The sequence below is a fragment of the Ruegeria sp. BF12 genome (genome assembly GCF_056538705.1).
The window spans coordinates 314,220-330,858 of record NZ_JBQFTP010000002.1; the positions used below are offsets into that span (position 1 = coordinate 314,220).

Genomic DNA, 16,639 nt, shown 5'->3' on the forward strand with positions numbered 1-16,639 from the left:
GCGGTCTATGGTTCTCCAAACAAATCGGCCAACCTTGGGTTTACAGTACACGGTTGTGGAGAGTGAGAAGGATTAGTTGTCTTTACTTCCGGAAGTACAGTGTCTCAATTGGCACCCTTATTGCATGCTGAGCAGGACGTTATGGCTAACAGGCGTCCAGATACCCTCCGGTTAAGCCCTTTTGCGTGTCAGATGGTATCATCCCAAAATTAGGTTGTTGGCTGCTCGGGTGCATCACCCAAAGCCAGCAGCAAAAGGATAGCCAAAAGGGGTGATCCAACCAGACCGATCAGGAACCAGATCAAACCGGACCGGTTGCGCCGCCCTGCCATCGTGATCGGCAGGATATAAAGCCAGATCACGACAACCAGCAAGATGAGCATAAAAATCAACTGGATAACTGGTGCGTCCATGAAATTTTGCCTTTCGTATCTTGACGCCACTTTTAACACGGCTGATCCGTTTTGAAAGGCGATGGCCCGAAAGCGTTCTCGGGTATTAATTTAGCCCGACATGGGCCCCGGGCGTCCCAACCCTCTCCCGTTAGGTTCCTTGGCTATCAGACGGTGTCGTCCCAATGGTCGGTGCTTTCCGGATCACACGGTAGCAAGATCGGCAAAACGGATAAAGTGGGTGTTCAAGGATCCTTTTAAAGTGCCTTTTCAATGAACTTTGAAAAAAGCTCACCCTGCGAGTTGATCCTAAGTTTCGCGTAAATGTTGCGTCTGTGGATGCGGACTGTGCCTGGAGAGATGCCGAGAATTGTGCCAACAGCTTCTGCCGAATGGCCCTTCAATGTGAACTCAACGACTTCTCGTTCTCGTGGTGTCAGGACGCCATCGCCAAATGCCTGGAATGCTAGATCGACGCGACGACTAACGCCATTCGCTGCGGCGCCGCGGGCCATCGTTGGAAAGTCACTCCAATGTTTGCAGCAGGCTGCCCGAACGAGCGGCCATAGAGCGTGCAAATGACGAATTTCCTTGGCGGAAAAAGGCTTCTCTGCGCGCATGAGCGAGACCACAACCATCCCAGCGCCTGGGATATCGGTAAAGTAACCAATCTCCTCGGCTAACCCAGTCCTTTTGTAATAGCTGCGATAGTATTCGCCCTGATAGAACCTGTCCGGTGCGATATCGCGCATGCGGTACAGACCCGGTGTTATCGGTTTTGTCGCGGCCAAAAAAAATGGATCAAGTACGTAGGGCCCGGCTTGGTAGTCCTCAACAAAAATACGCCGTTTGCTTTTGGGGAAATCGTCGTGAAGGTCTATTGGTGCTTCGGTTCCGACATGGCCAAACACTACAGTAAAATCGAATGGTGCGACCTGCCGTAAGCCATCTGCCAAAGCACATGGAAACTCTGGGGTTCCGATCTTCTCCACGACCCTGCCGGCCTCTTCCATCCAATCGTACACACGCCGCTCCAGATTTTCGAAAAGAACCTCTATACCCCAATTGTGGTATATACAGCTATTTCGAGTTATTGTTACTTTTTCCTTGTTTGAGTGGTATGCCAATAAATGCCAAAAAATCAAGCAAAAGGAAAACGGCAGTATATGAGCTTTGACATGAGCGTCACCATGCAGACGATTGCGGAACTCCGAGGAGTGACCAAGACCTTCGGGAATGTGGTCGCTGCCAAAGACCTGAATCTTTCCATTGGGAAAGGAGAGTTCCTGTCATTCTTGGGCCCATCTGGTTGCGGCAAAACCACAGCACTAAGAATGCTGGCAGGTTTCGAGAAACCAACCGAAGGCCAGGTGTTGCTCGATGGCGAAGTCGTCAACGACTTGGATGCGCACCATCGCCCAGTCAACATGGTGTTTCAGCACTACGCTCTTTTTCCTCACCTGAGCGTTTTCGACAACATCGCGTACGGCCTGCGCCAACAACGACCACGCGTAGATAAGCAAACAATCGCGACAAAGGTTAAGCAGGCGCTGGAAACTGTCCGTCTTGGTGGGTTTGGCCCACGTCGCATCTGGGAGATGTCTGGTGGTCAGCAGCAACGCGTCGCTTTGGCGCGTGCGATCGTAAACGAGCCCAAGCTTTTACTGCTCGATGAACCAATGGCTGCTCTGGATCGAAAGCTTCGAAAAGAAATGCAGTTTGAACTGCAGAACCTGCAACGACAACTGGGAATAACTTTTGTCCTCGTCACGCACGACCAAGAAGAAGCGCTTTCGATGTCCGACCGAATTTGTGTGATGGAAGGTGGCAGTATTGTGCAGGTAGGCAGCCCACGCGAACTCTATGACATGCCCCGCAGCCGTTACGTGGCTGGATTTGTAGGCACCTCGAATTTCTTTGATGCAACTGTAACTGACGCAGTAGCCGACCAAATCACTGTGCGTTTAGCGAGTGGCCAAAAGGTGCACGGAACTCCAGAGATTCCAATAGATGCAGGGCAGGAAGTGTGCGTCAGTATCCGTCCTGAACAGATCACGCTGACCCGCGCGCTGCCCGCAGCTGAAATTGCTCTGCCAGTTACCATTCAAAATCGGATCTTCCTTGGGGAGCACACAGAATACCTTGCGCGCAACGAAGCACTGGGTGATTTCCACGTACTTGTGCCAAGGCAAGCGGAATTGAACGAGGGGACGTTCAATGCAGGAGAGCAGGCCTTTGTTTCATGGGGCGAAGGCGCACTGCTGATCCTGGAAAATTAACAAATCCCGCAATCCAACAACAGAGAGGTTCACAATGGCCAAGGATAATGGGACTATTTCCAAGCAAAAGTTCATGGAAGAGCTTCGCCGGTACCAAAAGGGTTCGGTCACACGGCGACATTTTTTGGGCGTGACAGGTCTTGGGATGGCAACGGCCGTTCTGGGCACGGCTATGCCTGGGTTGCGTCCACGCCCGGCATTTGCTGCCGGAGACATTGGCGACCGAGTGATCCTCGCCACGTGGCCGAACTACCATGACGAGATGAACTTCGAAGCCTTCACGGAAGCCACTGGCGCTCATGTTCAGGTCAATGTTTTTGGCTCGAACGAAGAGATGTTGGCAAAACTGCAGGCCGGAGGGTCTGGTTGGGACGTTTTCGTACCGACAAATTACACGATCACTACGTATGTGGGCGAAGATCTGATTATCCCGCTCGATACGTCCAAACTACCAAACTACGACGCAGGTTCATTCGAACAGCGCTTTTCGGATGCCGGCTCTGTCGATGGCCAGCTTTACGCGGTGCCGAAAAACTGGGGCACGACCGGCTTTGCAGTGAATACTAGCAAGCTTGACGGCGCTCCGACTCCAACCACATGGAAAGAGTTCTGGGACCTTACTATGGAAGGTTACTCAGGTCGGACAATGGTGCATGATTACCAACTCACCACCATCGGTAATGCCCTGAAATACTTCGGCTACTCCTTCAACTCGGTCGATGAGAAGGAACTGGCGGATGCCGAGAAATTGTTGCTGGATGCTAAACCGCATCTGTTTGCAATCTCGTCGGATTATCAGCCGCCGATGCGTAACGGTGACGCCTGGATGACGATGTGCTGGACAGGTGACGGCAAGCAGATGAATGTCGACATGCCTGAAATCGCCTACGTTCTGGGAGCTGAGGGCGGTGAACTCTGGTCCGACTACTACGCTATTCCGAAGGGCGCCCCCCATATGGATGCCGCCTATGCTTTGATCGACTTCCTGCTGAACCCGGAAGTTAATGCGAGAGAAGTCCTCGCTCATGGCTATCCATCGGCTGATGCTCGCACCAATGCGTTGCTGCCGAAGGAATTGCTGGAAGATCCGATCCTTTATCCGGCAGCTGACCTTCTGAATGCGCTCGAGTTTGGCGCGGCGGCTACGCTAACCGATCCAAACCGTGCCGAGTTGCTCGCCCGCTTCAAGTCGGCCTAAGCGGCAAGGCCGCAATATCGGAAAAGACGAGGACAATATGACCGAACGAGGCAGAAAAGCACTGTTGCTGGCACCGGCAGGAATATGGCTTTTGGTAATGCTTGCCCTTCCACTACTGGTCGTCTTCGTCTTTTCCTTTGGCGAACGGGGTGCCGCCGGAGGCTATGTTCCAGCGTTCACTTTGGAACAATATGCCAACCTTCCTGCGCGATGGACGGCGTTTAAGAACACCTTGATCCTTGCACCTCTGGGGACTATCGCTGCGTTGGTAATTGCCTACCCGCTCGCCTACTTTCTTGCGGTGCGTTGTTCGCCAAAGTGGAGAACTTCGCTGTTGATCCTGGTGATCGTGCCGTTCTGGACATCGATCCTGATCCGGTCATACGCATGGATTTTCATCCTTGGGGGGCGTGGCATGCCCGCTTTACTGGAGTCGATCGGCATCGATGATGTCCGCCTGATAAATACGCCGTTCGCTGTGCTTGTGGGGATTGTCTATGGGTATCTACCTTTGATGGTTTTCCCAATTTTTGTAAGCTTGGACAAACTGGATAAACGCCTTCTTGAAGCCTCAGCTGATCTCGGCTCTACCCCATGGCGTACGTTCCGTCAGGTGACACTTCCTTTGTCGGTACCCGGTATCGCAACTGGCTGCATGCTGGTCTTCATCTTGCTTATGGGCGAGTTTCTGATTCCAGCGATCTTGGGCGGCGGAAAGGTGTTTTTCGTCGGAAATGCGCTGGTGGACCTGTTCCTACAGTCTCGAAACTGGGCGTACGGATCGGCGGTCGCAATGACGCTAGTTGTCGTAATGCTTGTCACCGTCTCAATTTACATGAAATTCATCTCGCGCCTGGGTGGCCAGCGCGAAGATGTCTCGCTGATGTGAGGGTCCGATGCGCTTTTACGCGATTTGCGTCTACCTTTTTCTCTATATTCCAATCGGCATCATCGCGCTTTTCAGCTTCAATGCCGGACGACACGCAAGCCAGTTCATGGGGTTCTCGACCCAATGGTATGGCAAAGCGCTCAACAACCCATTTGTTATGGACGCGCTCGAGACCAGTCTGCTTGCGGCATTCATAACTGCTTGCCTCGCATCCACACTCGGAACCATGGCGGCCATCGCTTTACAAGGGGTTAAGGGGTGGCTCCGAACTTTGTTCGATGCGATGATTTATATTGCGATAATGATACCAGGTATCGTCATCGGTATCGCGACACTCATTGCCCTGGTCACCGTATTCGGCTGGCTAAACCCGCTTCTTGCGAGCCTATGGCCCGATGGAGCAAATCCCCCGCAACTTTCCATGGGGATGCCCACGCTTGTCGCCGCACACACCATGTTCACAATGGCGCTGGTCATAATCATCGTACGTGCAAGGCTATCGGGTATGGACCGTGCCCTCATGGAAGCTTCGGCTGACCTCTTTGCGACGCCCTGGGGCACCTTTCGGCAGGTGACCCTGCCGTTGATAGCACCGGCAATTTTGGCGGGCTTCCTGCTCAGCTTCACTTTCTCATTTGATGATTTCATCATGGCGTTCTTCGTAGCTGGCTCAGAAACAACCCTGCCTATCTACATATTCTCATCCATCCGGCGCGGCGTAACGCCCGAGATCAATGCCATAGGCACTATGGTTATGGGCGCGTCGCTCTTGTTGCTCGTTGCAGCGCAACTGCTTTTGCGCCGAGGCGCCTCAAAATCCAATAGTTAAATAAAGGAGCCAAGTGAAATGCGGCTTGCAGGTAAAGTCGCGCTCGTGACGGGCGCGGGATCAGGAATTGGTCGGGCAGGTTCAATGGCAATGGCACAAGAGGGTGCGCATGTTGTGGTAACGGATCGCGATGCAACACTTGCTGAAGCCACTGTGGCCGCGATCGTTGCGCAGGGGAATCAAGCATCTGCCATACAGCTTGATGTGACCGATGACGATGCCCTTACCAAAGCCATAGACGAAGCAGTAAAAAACTTCGGTCGGCTTGACGTGTTGCACTCTCATGCTGGGTTGCAGATCGAAGGAACGCTGGAAGAAGTGGAACCAGATGGAATGGATGCTTCTTGGACATTGAATGTCCGCGCTCACTTCATTGCCGCGCGCGCAGCTGTCCCCCATATGAAATCACAAGGTGGAGGCAGCGTGATCGTCACGGCCTCCAATTCTGGGGTTCAATACGACCGGGGTATGATCGCCTATGCGACTACAAAGCACGCAGCTGTTGCGATGGTCCGGCAGATGGCAGCCGACTACGCTGTCCATGCAATCCGTTTCAATGCCCTTTGTCCAGGATTTGTAGACACCCCCTTCAATGCAGGCTTCGAAAAGCAGATGGGTGGCCGTGCCAAACTGGAAAGCTACATCGAGCAGGCGATCCCTATGAGTCGGTGGGCGACAGTTGAAGAGATTGGCCATGGGATCGTCTATTTAGCTTCAGATGAGTCCGCTTTTATGACGGGGCAAGCCTTGGTTATCGATGGCGGTGAATGCATTTAGTGATGGGTTAGACCGCTCAAGAGAATGTCGATCGCCGCACTTCATTTTTGGCGAGCACATTTCAGTCCGCTTTGGGCTCAAAGCGGCCATTGCGCTTTGAGCTTTCACATGCATCATTCATTGAAAAGGGCTAAGGATTTCCCCGTCTTTTTCAGAAACCGATGATGGGTTTTTTGGGGTCCAGAACCTCTTCTTCAGCGATGTAAGTGCGGAACTTCTTTAGAGACAGGGCCGACCGAACCGCAAGGCCGAATATGACCGCTGAAAACAGAACGCACAGCACGATATCCCATCCGAATGGAATTTGATTTTGCGCGCCTTCTCCGAACTGACCCAGAAACGAGATCAGACCGATCCCGATAAAGTAGGGAACCAGCCACAGTGCCTCGGTCACGTCCATTTCATCCAGCCTATTGTGAAACCGGGCCAGTAAAAGAACAAACCCGACGACCAGAGCTATTCCGAGCCTCCAGACGGTATCCCAGCCGCTCCAGTAGATGACGAGCGTCGCGATGGCGAATGCGGAAATGGCCACAACTTTGACGGCGGGAATTCGGATGGAGCGGGGGTGGTCGGGCATCAATTGGCGCAGGCAAACTACAGCGATGGGCCCGACTGCAAACGACATTACGATGGCCGCGCCGTTCAACGCGATGACGGTGGTGAACGGAACGGTGAGCAGGAACAATATCCCGATCAGAAAGTTCAATGCCAGAGCCCACAAAGGGACACCGAAAGAGGACAACATCTGCAGGCGTTTCGGCAAGAACCCGTTTTGTGACAGCGCCAATGCAATTCGCGCGTTTGAACCGGTAGACACCAAGCCATTTCCGAACGGTCCAATAACCGAACCGACGTTCAGAACGCTCAGAAACCAGACGATGCCCACTGACATAATGACGCCATCCAACGGACCCTGGCCGCCGAAGTTCAGGCTCGCCCAACCGCTCTTGAGCATCTCCGGGTCAAGCGCGCCGATAAATGCAATCTGCAGACCAATATAGATCGCTGCGCAGAGAATAATGGACAGAACCAGCGCCGCAGGGATCGCGACCTTCGGGTTTCTGACTTCACCGGCCATGTCGACGACATGGCGAAATCCGATGAAAGAAAAGATCACGCCGCCGGTCGAAACAGCCGCCATTATTCCTTGCAGCCCGTAGGGCGCGAAGCCACCGGGACTTGAGAAATTTGCGGTGTCAAACCGACTGGCGATCAACAGACCCGAAAGCACAATGGGGATGGCGATCTTGGCCCAGGTCAGGGTCGCGTTGACCTGAGTAAAGAACTTCACACCCAACGCGTTGATAACTACAAACAACAACATAAAAAACAGGGCCACGGTTATCCCGGCGCCGGTCAAATCGCCCGTGTCGGCCGCGTGCAACCACGGCGCGTAGGGGGCGAGATATTTCAGCATGGCCTCAACCTCGATCGGGGCAGTGGTGTTGTACCCAATCCAGGCTGTCCATCCCATCGCCATGGAAACGATGTTGCCATGCGAGAACTGAGGGACGCGCGCGATCCCTCCGGGGATGGGTAGCATGGCCGAGATTTCGGCAAATGTAATGGCCAGTATGAACATGGCCGCCGCGCCGATGATCCACGAAAGGATCGCAGCGGGCCCGGCATGCTGAACGGCCAAAAGGGGACCGAACAACCAGCCTGATCCAATGATTCCGCCGACCGAAATAAACGTCAGGCCAACAAGGCCAATATCCCGTTTCAACTTGGCCATGCGAAACCCCGCCCACCAGCGCCGATTGATCACACGGCAGATACAGGAACGATACGCAGGCGACTCGCAAGCTGGCAAGCCCTGCAGTTTCAAGCCTTTAGCGAAGGTTGACGCTCAGATGGGGAATGGTGGGTGATAAGAGATTTGAACTCCTGACATCTTCGATGTGAACGAAGCGCTCTACCACTGAGCTAATCACCCGTAGGCGGTGCTGTTATAGTGACTCGGGATGCTTGGCAAGACGGCCGGCTGTGAAAACCACCCTGGCCTGAAAAAAGCAGGTTTCCGGACCTTGAGGGCAGGCGGCTTTTTCGGAAAAAATCATGTTCTTCAAAAAAACTTCAAAACGCCGCTTGACGCTGCCCAAGCGTAGCCATAATACACCCCAACGTTCAGCAACGAACGGACAGCGGGCGGTTGTAGCTCAGTTGGTTAGAGTACCGGCCTGTCACGCCGGGGGTCGCGGGTTCGAGCCCCGTCAACCGCGCCACTGCTGTCAGCCTGGATCCGGGTTAAGGGATCACGAAAATAGATGCGCGGTTGTAGCTCAGTTGGTTAGAGTACCGGCCTGTCACGCCGGGGGTCGCGGGTTCGAGCCCCGTCAACCGCGCCATTTTCTCCAAAGTCAGCATCAGTCTAATAACTTATTTGGCGCCCCGGCGTGCAAATTGCATTGCGAGTTTGTCGAATAGGCGAACAATTGACAGTTCTCTCTTTGTTCTAACTTTTTTGTTGGAGACTCAGCGTCGTTCACCTATTTCTAAGACACTTGTGTGTTGGGGGCCAAAATGGCTGAGCTGAAGAATATCGAAGTGCGCGGCGCGCGCGAACATAACCTCAAAGGTATCGACGTCGACATCCCGCGCGATCAGCTTGTGGTGATCACCGGGCTATCTGGTTCCGGCAAGTCTTCTTTGGCGTTTGACACGATCTATGCCGAGGGGCAGCGCCGCTATGTCGAGAGCCTTTCCGCGTATGCGCGCCAGTTTCTGGACATGATGGAAAAGCCGGATGTAGACCATATCAGCGGTCTATCACCCGCGATTTCGATTGAACAGAAAACCACGTCCAAGAACCCGCGTTCGACCGTCGGAACGGTGACTGAGATCTATGATTACCTGCGCTTGTTGTTTGCCCGTGCCGGCACGCCATACAGCCCGGCGACAGGCCTTCCGATCGAGGCCCAGCAGGTTCAGGACATGGTCGACCGCATCATGACGATGGAGGAGGGGACGCGCGGCTATCTGCTTGCTCCAATCGTTCGGGACCGCAAGGGTGAATACAAGAAAGAGTTTCTGGAGCTGCGCAAGCAGGGTTTTCAACGTGTGAAGGTCGATGGAGAGTTCTACGAGCTGGACGAACCGCCAACACTGGACAAAAAGTTTCGCCATGACATCGATGTGGTTGTTGACCGGCTTGTCGTACGCGAGGGTATGGAAACGCGGCTGGCCGATAGTCTGCGGACTGCGCTGGATCTGGCGGATGGCATCGCGATTCTTGAGACCGCCCCGCGTGAGGGAGATCCGGAACGTATCACATTCAGCGAGAATTTTGCCTGTCCAGTCAGTGGCTTCACGATCCCTGAAATCGAACCGCGTCTGTTTTCTTTCAACGCCCCGTTCGGGGCCTGTCCGGATTGTGACGGGTTGGGGGTCGAGCTTTTCTTTGACGAACGGCTTGTGGTGCCGGACCAGACCCTGAAGCTGTACGATGGGGCGCTTGCCCCCTGGCGTAAGGGCAAGTCGCCTTACTTCCTGCAGACCATCGAAGCTATCGCCCGGCACTATGAGTTCGACAAGAACACGCCTTGGAAAGATCTGCCTGCAAAGGTGCAGCAAGTGTTCCTGCGGGGGTCGGGCGACGAGGAAATCCAGTTCCGCTACGACGAAGGCGGGCGGGTTTATCAGGTGACCCGCAGCTTTGAGGGCGTGATTCCGAATATGGAGCGCCGCTATCGCGAAACTGACAGCGCGTGGATTCGTGAAGAGTTTGAGCGGTATCAGAACAACCGGCCATGCGGGGCGTGTGAAGGCTACCGCCTGCGCCCAGAGGCTCTGGCAGTCAAGATCGCAGGCCTGCACGTCGGTCAGGTGGTTCAGATGTCCATCCGCGAGGCATTAGCCTGGATCGAAGACGCTCCCAACCATCTTAGTGTCCAGAAGAACGAGATCGCCCGAGCGATCCTCAAGGAAATCCGTGAGCGCCTCGGGTTCTTGAATAACGTGGGTTTAGAATACCTTACGTTGTCGCGATCAAGTGGCACTTTGTCTGGTGGAGAAAGTCAACGCATTCGTCTGGCCAGCCAGATTGGGTCCGGTCTGACCGGTGTTCTCTACGTTCTCGACGAGCCCTCAATTGGCCTTCATCAGAGGGACAACGACCGCCTGCTTGGCACGCTGAAGAACTTGCGGGATCAGGGCAACACCGTGATTGTCGTCGAGCATGACGAGGAAGCGATCCGCGAGGCTGACTATGTATTTGACATTGGCCCTGGGGCCGGTGTGCATGGGGGACAGGTTGTCAGCAAGGGCACACCTGATCAAATTGCGGCGGATGCGGCTTCGATTACGGGTCAGTATCTGTCGGGCACTCGCGAAATCTCGGTTCCAACAAAGCGGCGCAAGGGGAACAAAAAGAAGGTCACGGTCGTTAAAGCGACTGGGAACAACCTGAAAAACGTAACCGCCGAGTTCCCGCTTGGGAAATTTGTCTGCGTCACGGGGGTTTCCGGCGGTGGGAAGTCGACCCTGACGATTGAGACTCTGTTCAAGACTGCTTCGATGCGACTGAACGGCGCGCGTCAAACTCCGGCGCCCTGCGAAACCATCAAAGGGTTAGAGCATCTGGACAAGGTCATCGACATCGATCAACGCCCGATTGGGCGAACTCCACGTTCGAATCCAGCGACTTACACCGGGGCCTTCACCCCGATCCGCGACTGGTTTGCCGGTCTGCCGGAAGCCAAGGCCCGCGGGTACAAACCCGGGCGGTTCAGCTTTAACGTCAAGGGCGGCCGGTGCGAGGCGTGTCAGGGTGACGGTGTCATCAAGATCGAGATGCACTTCCTGCCCGACGTCTACGTGACTTGCGAAACCTGCAAGGGCGCGCGCTACAATCGCGAGACCCTAGAGATCAAGTTCAAGGGCAAGTCCATCGCAGATGTCCTTGATATGACTGTGGAAGATGCGCAAGAGTTCTTCAAAGCGGTGCCTTCGATCCGGGACAAGATGGATGCGCTGGCGCGCGTTGGTCTTGGCTATATCAAAGTTGGCCAGCAGGCCACGACGCTGTCCGGAGGCGAAGCGCAGCGGGTTAAGCTTTCCAAGGAACTGTCCAAACGGTCAACCGGGCGGACTCTGTACATCCTGGACGAACCTACGACCGGTCTTCACTTCGAAGACGTGCGTAAGCTGTTGGAAGTTCTGCATGAACTGGTCGACCAGGGAAACACGGTTGTCGTGATCGAACACAATCTGGATGTCGTGAAAACGGCCGACCACATCATCGATATCGGTCCGGAGGGCGGCGATGGTGGTGGCCAGATAGTTGCCACCGGAACTCCCGAGGATGTGGCTGAGATCGAGCGCAGCCACACGGGTCAATATCTGAAGCAAATGTTGGACGGCGCGCGCGTCGCAGCGGAATAGCGGCTGATATCTAGTAGAGAATATCAGCCACCGCGCCGATCAGGTTCAGCACTTTACGCGTTTCGGGGTCGACGCGGTAAACGTAATCGCCAGCACGAACATAGGACCCGCCGCGTTTCAGGCCATAGCGATAGGGATCATTGATCCAACGGTAATCGCGCGTGATATAGTCGCCCGTTTTGTAGAAGTTCTTCGCTTGGCCGGGCGGAACACAGGGCACTGCCTTTTTCGCCAGACCCGGCGGGCAGTGGCCCGCTTTTCCCTTACCGTTCCCGGCCATTGCTGAGGCAGGGCCTAGGATAAGCGCGAAAATGGTCAAAGTGATTGGCAGGATTCGCGACATCATGTTTCCTTTCGCGTTAACGCGGGTTTGGAAAACAGATGGCTGCAGTTTGCCCACCGGTCAACCCGATGGGCAGGAAACTGCCGCCTGACGCAATCTAGGTTCGGCTGCGTTTTTCAAACCGCGGCAGCATGGCTGAGAAATCCTTTCCCAGACCATCTTCAGACTCGACGAACTGCTCGTAAAGCGCCGTTGCAACTTGTCCCATAGGCGTGTCCGCGTCCGAGCTTTCCGCTGCCTGCTGGCTCAGGCGGAGATCCTTGAGCATCAGCTCTGCTGCAAAACCGGGCTGATAGTCATTGTCTGCGGGGCTGGCAGGTCCGACACCAGGAGCGGGGCAATATGCATTCATGGTCCAGCTATAGCCCGAGGATGTGCTGACCACATCGAACATCTTTTGCCGGTCCAGTCCAAGCTTGTCGGCTAGAGCAAAGGCTTCGCAGGTTGCAATCATGGTGACGCCGAGGATCATATTGTTGCAGATCTTGGCGGCCTGGCCGGCCCCGGATTCGCCGCAATGAACAGCTTTTTGTCCCATGATGTCGAAGAGCGGAGCGGCTTTCTCAAAAGCTGCGTCACTGCCACCGGCCATGAAGGTCAGCGTACCTGCTGCGGCGCCACCGATGCCTCCCGACACTGGGGCGTCGACGGCCAGAATGCCGGCATCTTTTGCCTTGTCGGCCACGGCACGGGCGCTGTCGACATCGACGGTTGAGCAATCAATCCAAACGGCACCCGAGGTCATAGCGGGAACGATCTCATCTGCCACCGCCCGCAGGATTTGGCCGTTCGGCAGCATAGTGACAACAATGTCGGCCGCTGTTGCGGCCTCAGTTCCAGAGCCAGCCATCGAGACACCGGGAACACTGACATCTGCCATGTCAAAACCGACGACATCGTGCCCGGCCTTGGCTAGGTTGGCCGCCATCGGATTGCCCATGTTTCCAAGGCCGATAAACCCGATTTTCATTCTCTATTCCTCCTCGAATGTCAGCGCATCCGCGCCCAGGGGCTGCAGCATTTTCGATACGTCAACTGCGGGCACGGCTTGATCCTTATGGCGCCAGATGGGATTGCGATCCTTGTCGATGATCTGAGCCCGAATGCCTTCCAGAAAATCGCCGTTCTCCATGGCGCGGTAAGTAAACCGATATTCCAGTTCCAAGGCCTTGCGCATTGTCAGGCTAGGGGACCGAAGACGATGCAGCATTTCTACGGTGCATGCCATTGAAAGCGGCGAGTTGCGGCCCATGAGTTTGTGCGTATCAGCGGACGTATCGCTGTCCGAATGCCGCAAGTTATTCAGTATGTCACTTAACGCTTCGCCGTCGAAAACAGTATCGATCCCGGCTTGCAAACCGGGCAGCTCACCCTCCGGCGGAGCCTCGGCATGCCTTTCAAGCACACTGGCGTCGCCGGATGCTTCGAGCATTTCGATCAGGTCCGACCATTGCGCGATCGGGATGAAATGGTCCGCAAAACCGGCGAAGATGGCGTCGGCCGGCCCCATGCGGTGGCCCGTCGTGCCCAGATACTCGCCCAAACGTCCGGGGGCCAACGCCAGTATCAGGGTACTTCCGACATCCGGCACCAATCCGATGGAGCATTCGGGAAGGGCGATTTTTGAGGTTTCTCCAACAATGCGGTGGCTGCCATGACAGCCTATGCCGACGCCGCCGCCCATGGTGAAACCCTGAAGAAAGCTGACGACCGGTTTTGGGTATTCGAAGACCAACGCATTCAGACGGTACTCATCACGCCAGAACTTTCGCCCATATTCGAAATCGCCCTTGGTTCCGGTTTCGTAGAGTTCGGCAATGTCTCCGCCCGCGCAAAAGGCCTTGTCACCTTCGGCATCGAAAATGACCAGATCGACCGCGTCATCCTCGCGCCAATTCCGCAGGGCGGTATCGATGGCCAAACACATGTCATAGCTCAGGGCATTTAATGCCTTGGGTCTGGTCAATGTGATGCGACCGGCGCGGCCTGTCGTGCGAATATAGATGTCTGACATATAGTCCTCAGCGCTGAGCGAGCATCTGGCGCGCGACGATGACCCGCATGATCTCGTTTGTGCCTTCCAATATCTGATGTACGCGCAGATCGCGCACAAGCTTTTCGATCCCGTAATCGGCCAGATAGCCATAGCCGCCATGCAGTTGCAGGCATTGGTCGACCACTTTCGACCCGGTCTCGGTCACGAATTTCTTGGCCATGGCGCAGAACTTGGTGGCATCCGGCGCACCATGATCCAGCTTCCATGCGGCCTGACGCAGAAATGTTCGGGCGGCCTGCAATTCGATCTCCATATCCGCCAGGCGGAACTGAAGGGCCTGGAACTGGTCGATGGACTGCCCAAAAGCTTTCCGTTCGGACATGTACTGCAGCGTCAAGTTCAGTCCGGTCTGCGCAGCGCCCAAGGAACAGGACGCGATGTTCAACCGTCCGCCGTCCAGCCCCATCATTGCATATTTGAACCCGTCGCCCTCGGTGCCGACAAGGTTTTCGGAGGGGATCTTGCAGTCGTCGAATTGTACTTGCGCTGTGGGTTGGCTCTTCCATCCCATCTTCTGTTCCAGCGCGCCAAAGCTGAGGCCGGGGGTACCATCCTCGACATAGACCGTCGAAATGCCTTTGGGTCCGTCCTGCCCGGTACGCACCATACAGACATAGGCATCAGAGTAACCGCCACCGGAGATAAACGCCTTGGTCCCGTTTAAGGTGTAGCCTTCGTTTGTGCGCTCGGCGCGCGTCTTCAACGCTGCTGCATCCGAACCCGAACCCGGTTCGGTGAGGCAATAGCTGAGCACCGTGTTCAGGCTTAGTACATCGGGCATGATGCGCGATTTCAACTCGTCACTGGCAAAGCTGTCGAGCATCTTGGCGCACATGTTGTGGATGGACAGAAAGGCCGCAACAGAGGGGCAGGCCATAGAAAGAGCCTCAAAGACGAGGGTGGCGTCCAGACGAGTCAGTCCCGAACCGCCGCTGTCTTCCGACACATAAAGGCCGCCAAATCCCAGTTCGCCAATGCGTGGCCACAGGTCCTTGGGAATGGTACCATCGGCTTCCCACTGCCGGGCATAAGGGGCGATGTTCTCTTGCCCGAAATCGTAGGCCATGTCGAAGATTGCATTTTGTTCTTCGGTGGTTGCGAAATCCATGGCTTGCCTCCCACGCTGCCCGATGAATTGAACGAGTGTTTATTTCTCAATCCTTACAGAAATTTTGCACGGCCAGCAATCGTCGGCGCGGCAAGGCGCGGGAAAATTCGCGAAAATCGTCGGCGTCGTTCAGAGGTCCTGATGAAACTCTTCGATCAGGTGCCGGACGACGGCCTGGCCAGGATCCTCGCCTTTAGCGGCGGCTTCGGCATGAACCCGGCGCTGGCGGGTGGCCGATGTCCCGTTCTGGGCGATTTGTACCAGTTTCGCCAGTTCGGGCATGGTGCCCAGTGCCTCGGCGTCTTCGGCGAGCAGTCCCATCAGTTCGCCCATAAGGTCAGGCATGGGTTTGATCGAACGCTCGCCAAAGTCGATCATGCCTTCGCCGACGCCGTAACGTTGCGCGCGCCAGCGGTTTTCTCCGATCAGGAACCGGTCATATTGCCGCCACCTGAGGTTCCGATCCTTCAGACGGCACAGCATACGCGTCAGGGCTTGCACCATCGCAGCCAGTGAGAGGGCATGCTCCAGCCGGGGCTGCACGTCCATGATCCGAGTCTCGAGTGTGGGAAACCGATGTGATGGCCGCAAGTCCCACCAGATTTTTGTTGTGTCCTCGATCACGCCCAGTTCGACCAGCACACCCGTTGTACGTTCATATTCTGACCAGCTTGAAAAGACTGGCGGCAACCCGGTGCGGGGCAGGTTGTCGAACACGGTTAACCGGTACGACGACAAGCCGGTGTCTTCCCCGTTCCAATACGGTGACGAGGTAGACAGTGCCAAGAGATGTGGAAGGAAGTAAGACAGCTGCGGCATCAGGTCCGCGCGCAAGGCCGAGTCGGCCACGCCCACGTGAACATGCATACCGCAAATCAGCATGCGCCGGGCCACGCCGCCCAGTGCGTGTTGCAACGCGTCATAGCGGTCTTTGCGGGTGTGGTGCTGTTTTTTCCAATCGGCAAACGGGTGGCAGGACACGGCGATCGGAGCAAGGTTGTGTTCGGCGGCGCGTTTCGAGACGCATGACCGAAGGCGCTTTAGATCCTCGCGCGCGGAGTTGATCGTTACATGTGGCCGGGTGCCGACCTCGATCTGGCACTGCAGGAATTCCGGGCTGACCTGTCCTTCGAAATCGGCCTGGCAGGCTTCCATCAGGGCTGCGGGTGCTTCGGCAAGTTCAAGGCTGTCGCGATCGACCAGCAGATACTCTTCCTCGATGCCCAGCGTGAATTCCTGCTGCATAGCGGCCCTCGCAATTCTGTTCGGACCAGTGAATACGGAAATTGCCGTTTTGCCAAGTGTTTGGCCGTGGGGTTCTTGCGAAACCCCTGCCTGCGAAGGTAAGGAACGGGCCAGATTGTGACCAAACCCCGGAGCCCG

At 55.5% G+C, this 16,639-nt stretch carries 14 protein-coding genes and 3 tRNA genes; 8 read left to right on the forward strand and 9 right to left on the reverse strand.

What is annotated here, in order from left to right; translation table 11 throughout:
- Positions 1 to 209 precede the first annotated feature (209 nt).
- Both ACR0J0_RS04455 and ACR0J0_RS04460 read right to left on the reverse strand, forming a co-directional pair.
- Positions 210 to 413, reverse strand: coding sequence for a hypothetical protein (locus tag ACR0J0_RS04455; RefSeq protein WP_058283652.1), 204 nt, complete (start codon positions 411 to 413; stop codon positions 210 to 212).
- Between the two features lie 236 nt (positions 414 to 649).
- Positions 650 to 1,405 carry a helix-turn-helix transcriptional regulator gene (locus ACR0J0_RS04460; protein WP_480661927.1) on the reverse strand — a complete coding sequence of 252 codons (756 nt, stop codon included), beginning with the start codon at positions 1,403 to 1,405 and terminating at the stop codon, positions 650 to 652.
- A gap of 165 nt (positions 1,406 to 1,570) precedes the next feature.
- Here ACR0J0_RS04460 and ACR0J0_RS04465 point away from each other — a divergent pair, with 165 nt between their 5' ends.
- Genes ACR0J0_RS04465 through ACR0J0_RS04485 form a run of 5 tightly spaced genes read left to right on the forward strand, consistent with a single transcriptional unit; the run spans position 1,571 to position 6,364 of the window.
- A complete protein-coding gene (locus tag ACR0J0_RS04465; RefSeq protein WP_480661501.1) occupies positions 1,571 to 2,671 on the forward strand; it encodes an ABC transporter ATP-binding protein in 1,101 nt (366 codons plus the stop codon).
- 34 nt (positions 2,672 to 2,705) lie between these two features.
- Positions 2,706 to 3,869, forward strand: a complete 1,164-nt coding sequence (locus ACR0J0_RS04470) for an ABC transporter substrate-binding protein (RefSeq protein ID WP_480661502.1) — start codon at positions 2,706 to 2,708, stop codon at positions 3,867 to 3,869.
- A gap of 37 nt (positions 3,870 to 3,906) precedes the next feature.
- Positions 3,907 to 4,758, forward strand: a complete 852-nt coding sequence (locus ACR0J0_RS04475) for an ABC transporter permease (protein WP_480661503.1) — start codon at positions 3,907 to 3,909, stop codon at positions 4,756 to 4,758.
- A 7-nt stretch (positions 4,759 to 4,765) separates the two neighbouring features.
- Positions 4,766 to 5,587: an ABC transporter permease gene (locus ACR0J0_RS04480; protein ID WP_480661504.1), complete on the forward strand. Its 822-nt coding sequence runs from the start codon at positions 4,766 to 4,768 to the stop codon at positions 5,585 to 5,587.
- Positions 5,588 to 5,605: 18 nt separating this feature from the next.
- Complete coding sequence (locus ACR0J0_RS04485; protein WP_480661505.1) at positions 5,606 to 6,364, forward strand: SDR family NAD(P)-dependent oxidoreductase; 759 nt, start codon at positions 5,606 to 5,608, stop codon at positions 6,362 to 6,364.
- Positions 6,365 to 6,515: 151 nt separating this feature from the next.
- On the opposite strand, the gene ACR0J0_RS04490 is transcribed toward ACR0J0_RS04485, so the two are convergent.
- Both ACR0J0_RS04490 and ACR0J0_RS04495 read right to left on the reverse strand, forming a co-directional pair.
- Entirely contained in the window at positions 6,516 to 8,102 is a 1,587-nt protein-coding gene (locus ACR0J0_RS04490) for an APC family permease (protein ID WP_480661506.1), read from the reverse strand.
- A gap of 126 nt (positions 8,103 to 8,228) precedes the next feature.
- A tRNA-Val gene (locus ACR0J0_RS04495) sits at positions 8,229 to 8,303 on the reverse strand.
- Between the two features lie 212 nt (positions 8,304 to 8,515).
- Here ACR0J0_RS04495 and ACR0J0_RS04500 point away from each other — a divergent pair.
- The 3 genes from ACR0J0_RS04500 to uvrA all read left to right on the forward strand — a co-directional run bounded on the left by ACR0J0_RS04500 (position 8,516) and on the right by uvrA (position 11,749).
- A tRNA-Asp gene (locus tag ACR0J0_RS04500) sits at positions 8,516 to 8,592 on the forward strand.
- 46 nt (positions 8,593 to 8,638) lie between these two features.
- Positions 8,639 to 8,715: transfer RNA gene (locus ACR0J0_RS04505), tRNA-Asp, on the forward strand.
- Between the two features lie 175 nt (positions 8,716 to 8,890).
- Complete coding sequence (gene uvrA / locus ACR0J0_RS04510; RefSeq protein WP_480661507.1) at positions 8,891 to 11,749, forward strand: excinuclease ABC subunit UvrA; 2,859 nt, start codon at positions 8,891 to 8,893, stop codon at positions 11,747 to 11,749.
- A 10-nt stretch (positions 11,750 to 11,759) separates the two neighbouring features.
- On the opposite strand, the gene ACR0J0_RS04515 is transcribed toward uvrA, so the two are convergent.
- From ACR0J0_RS04515 to ACR0J0_RS04535, 5 genes are all read right to left on the reverse strand, one after another.
- Positions 11,760 to 12,092, reverse strand: coding sequence for a hypothetical protein (locus tag ACR0J0_RS04515; RefSeq protein ID WP_480661508.1), 333 nt, complete (start codon positions 12,090 to 12,092; stop codon positions 11,760 to 11,762).
- A gap of 97 nt (positions 12,093 to 12,189) precedes the next feature.
- The gene (mmsB, locus tag ACR0J0_RS04520; RefSeq protein WP_480661509.1) at positions 12,190 to 13,062 is read right to left on the reverse strand and encodes a 3-hydroxyisobutyrate dehydrogenase; all 873 of its coding nucleotides are present in this window, start codon (positions 13,060 to 13,062) and stop codon (positions 12,190 to 12,192) included.
- A gap of 3 nt (positions 13,063 to 13,065) precedes the next feature.
- Positions 13,066 to 14,106, reverse strand: coding sequence for an enoyl-CoA hydratase/isomerase family protein (locus ACR0J0_RS04525; RefSeq protein ID WP_480661510.1), 1,041 nt, complete (start codon positions 14,104 to 14,106; stop codon positions 13,066 to 13,068).
- Between the two features lie 7 nt (positions 14,107 to 14,113).
- On the reverse strand, positions 14,114 to 15,256 hold the full coding sequence (locus ACR0J0_RS04530; RefSeq protein ID WP_480661511.1) for an acyl-CoA dehydrogenase family protein: 1,143 nt from the start codon (positions 15,254 to 15,256) through the stop codon (positions 14,114 to 14,116).
- 129 nt (positions 15,257 to 15,385) lie between these two features.
- A complete protein-coding gene (locus tag ACR0J0_RS04535; protein WP_480661512.1) occupies positions 15,386 to 16,501 on the reverse strand; it encodes a carboxylate-amine ligase in 1,116 nt (371 codons plus the stop codon).
- Positions 16,502 to 16,639 lie beyond the last annotated feature (138 nt).

Excerpts from the sequence above, each read along its gene's own strand:
- ACR0J0_RS04455 (WP_058283652.1), bottom strand. The coding sequence starts at position 413 with ATGGACGCACCAGTTATCCAGTTGATTTTTATGCTCATCTTGCTGGTT.
- ACR0J0_RS04460 (WP_480661927.1), bottom strand. The coding sequence starts at position 1,405 with ATGGAAGAGGCCGGCAGGGTCGTGGAGAAGATCGGAACCCCAGAGTTT.
- ACR0J0_RS04465 (WP_480661501.1), top strand. The coding sequence starts at position 1,571 with ATGAGCGTCACCATGCAGACGATTGCGGAACTCCGAGGAGTGACCAAG.
- ACR0J0_RS04470 (WP_480661502.1), top strand. The coding sequence starts at position 2,706 with ATGGCCAAGGATAATGGGACTATTTCCAAGCAAAAGTTCATGGAAGAG.
- ACR0J0_RS04475 (WP_480661503.1), top strand. The coding sequence starts at position 3,907 with ATGACCGAACGAGGCAGAAAAGCACTGTTGCTGGCACCGGCAGGAATA.
- ACR0J0_RS04480 (WP_480661504.1), top strand. The coding sequence starts at position 4,766 with ATGCGCTTTTACGCGATTTGCGTCTACCTTTTTCTCTATATTCCAATC.
- ACR0J0_RS04485 (WP_480661505.1), top strand. The coding sequence starts at position 5,606 with ATGCGGCTTGCAGGTAAAGTCGCGCTCGTGACGGGCGCGGGATCAGGA.
- ACR0J0_RS04490 (WP_480661506.1), bottom strand. The coding sequence starts at position 8,102 with ATGGCCAAGTTGAAACGGGATATTGGCCTTGTTGGCCTGACGTTTATT.
- uvrA (WP_480661507.1), top strand. The coding sequence starts at position 8,891 with ATGGCTGAGCTGAAGAATATCGAAGTGCGCGGCGCGCGCGAACATAAC.
- ACR0J0_RS04515 (WP_480661508.1), bottom strand. The coding sequence starts at position 12,092 with ATGTCGCGAATCCTGCCAATCACTTTGACCATTTTCGCGCTTATCCTA.
- mmsB (WP_480661509.1), bottom strand. The coding sequence starts at position 13,062 with ATGAAAATCGGGTTTATCGGCCTTGGAAACATGGGCAATCCGATGGCG.
- ACR0J0_RS04525 (WP_480661510.1), bottom strand. The coding sequence starts at position 14,106 with ATGTCAGACATCTATATTCGCACGACAGGCCGCGCCGGTCGCATCACA.
- ACR0J0_RS04530 (WP_480661511.1), bottom strand. The coding sequence starts at position 15,256 with ATGGATTTCGCAACCACCGAAGAACAAAATGCAATCTTCGACATGGCC.
- ACR0J0_RS04535 (WP_480661512.1), bottom strand. The coding sequence starts at position 16,501 with ATGCAGCAGGAATTCACGCTGGGCATCGAGGAAGAGTATCTGCTGGTC.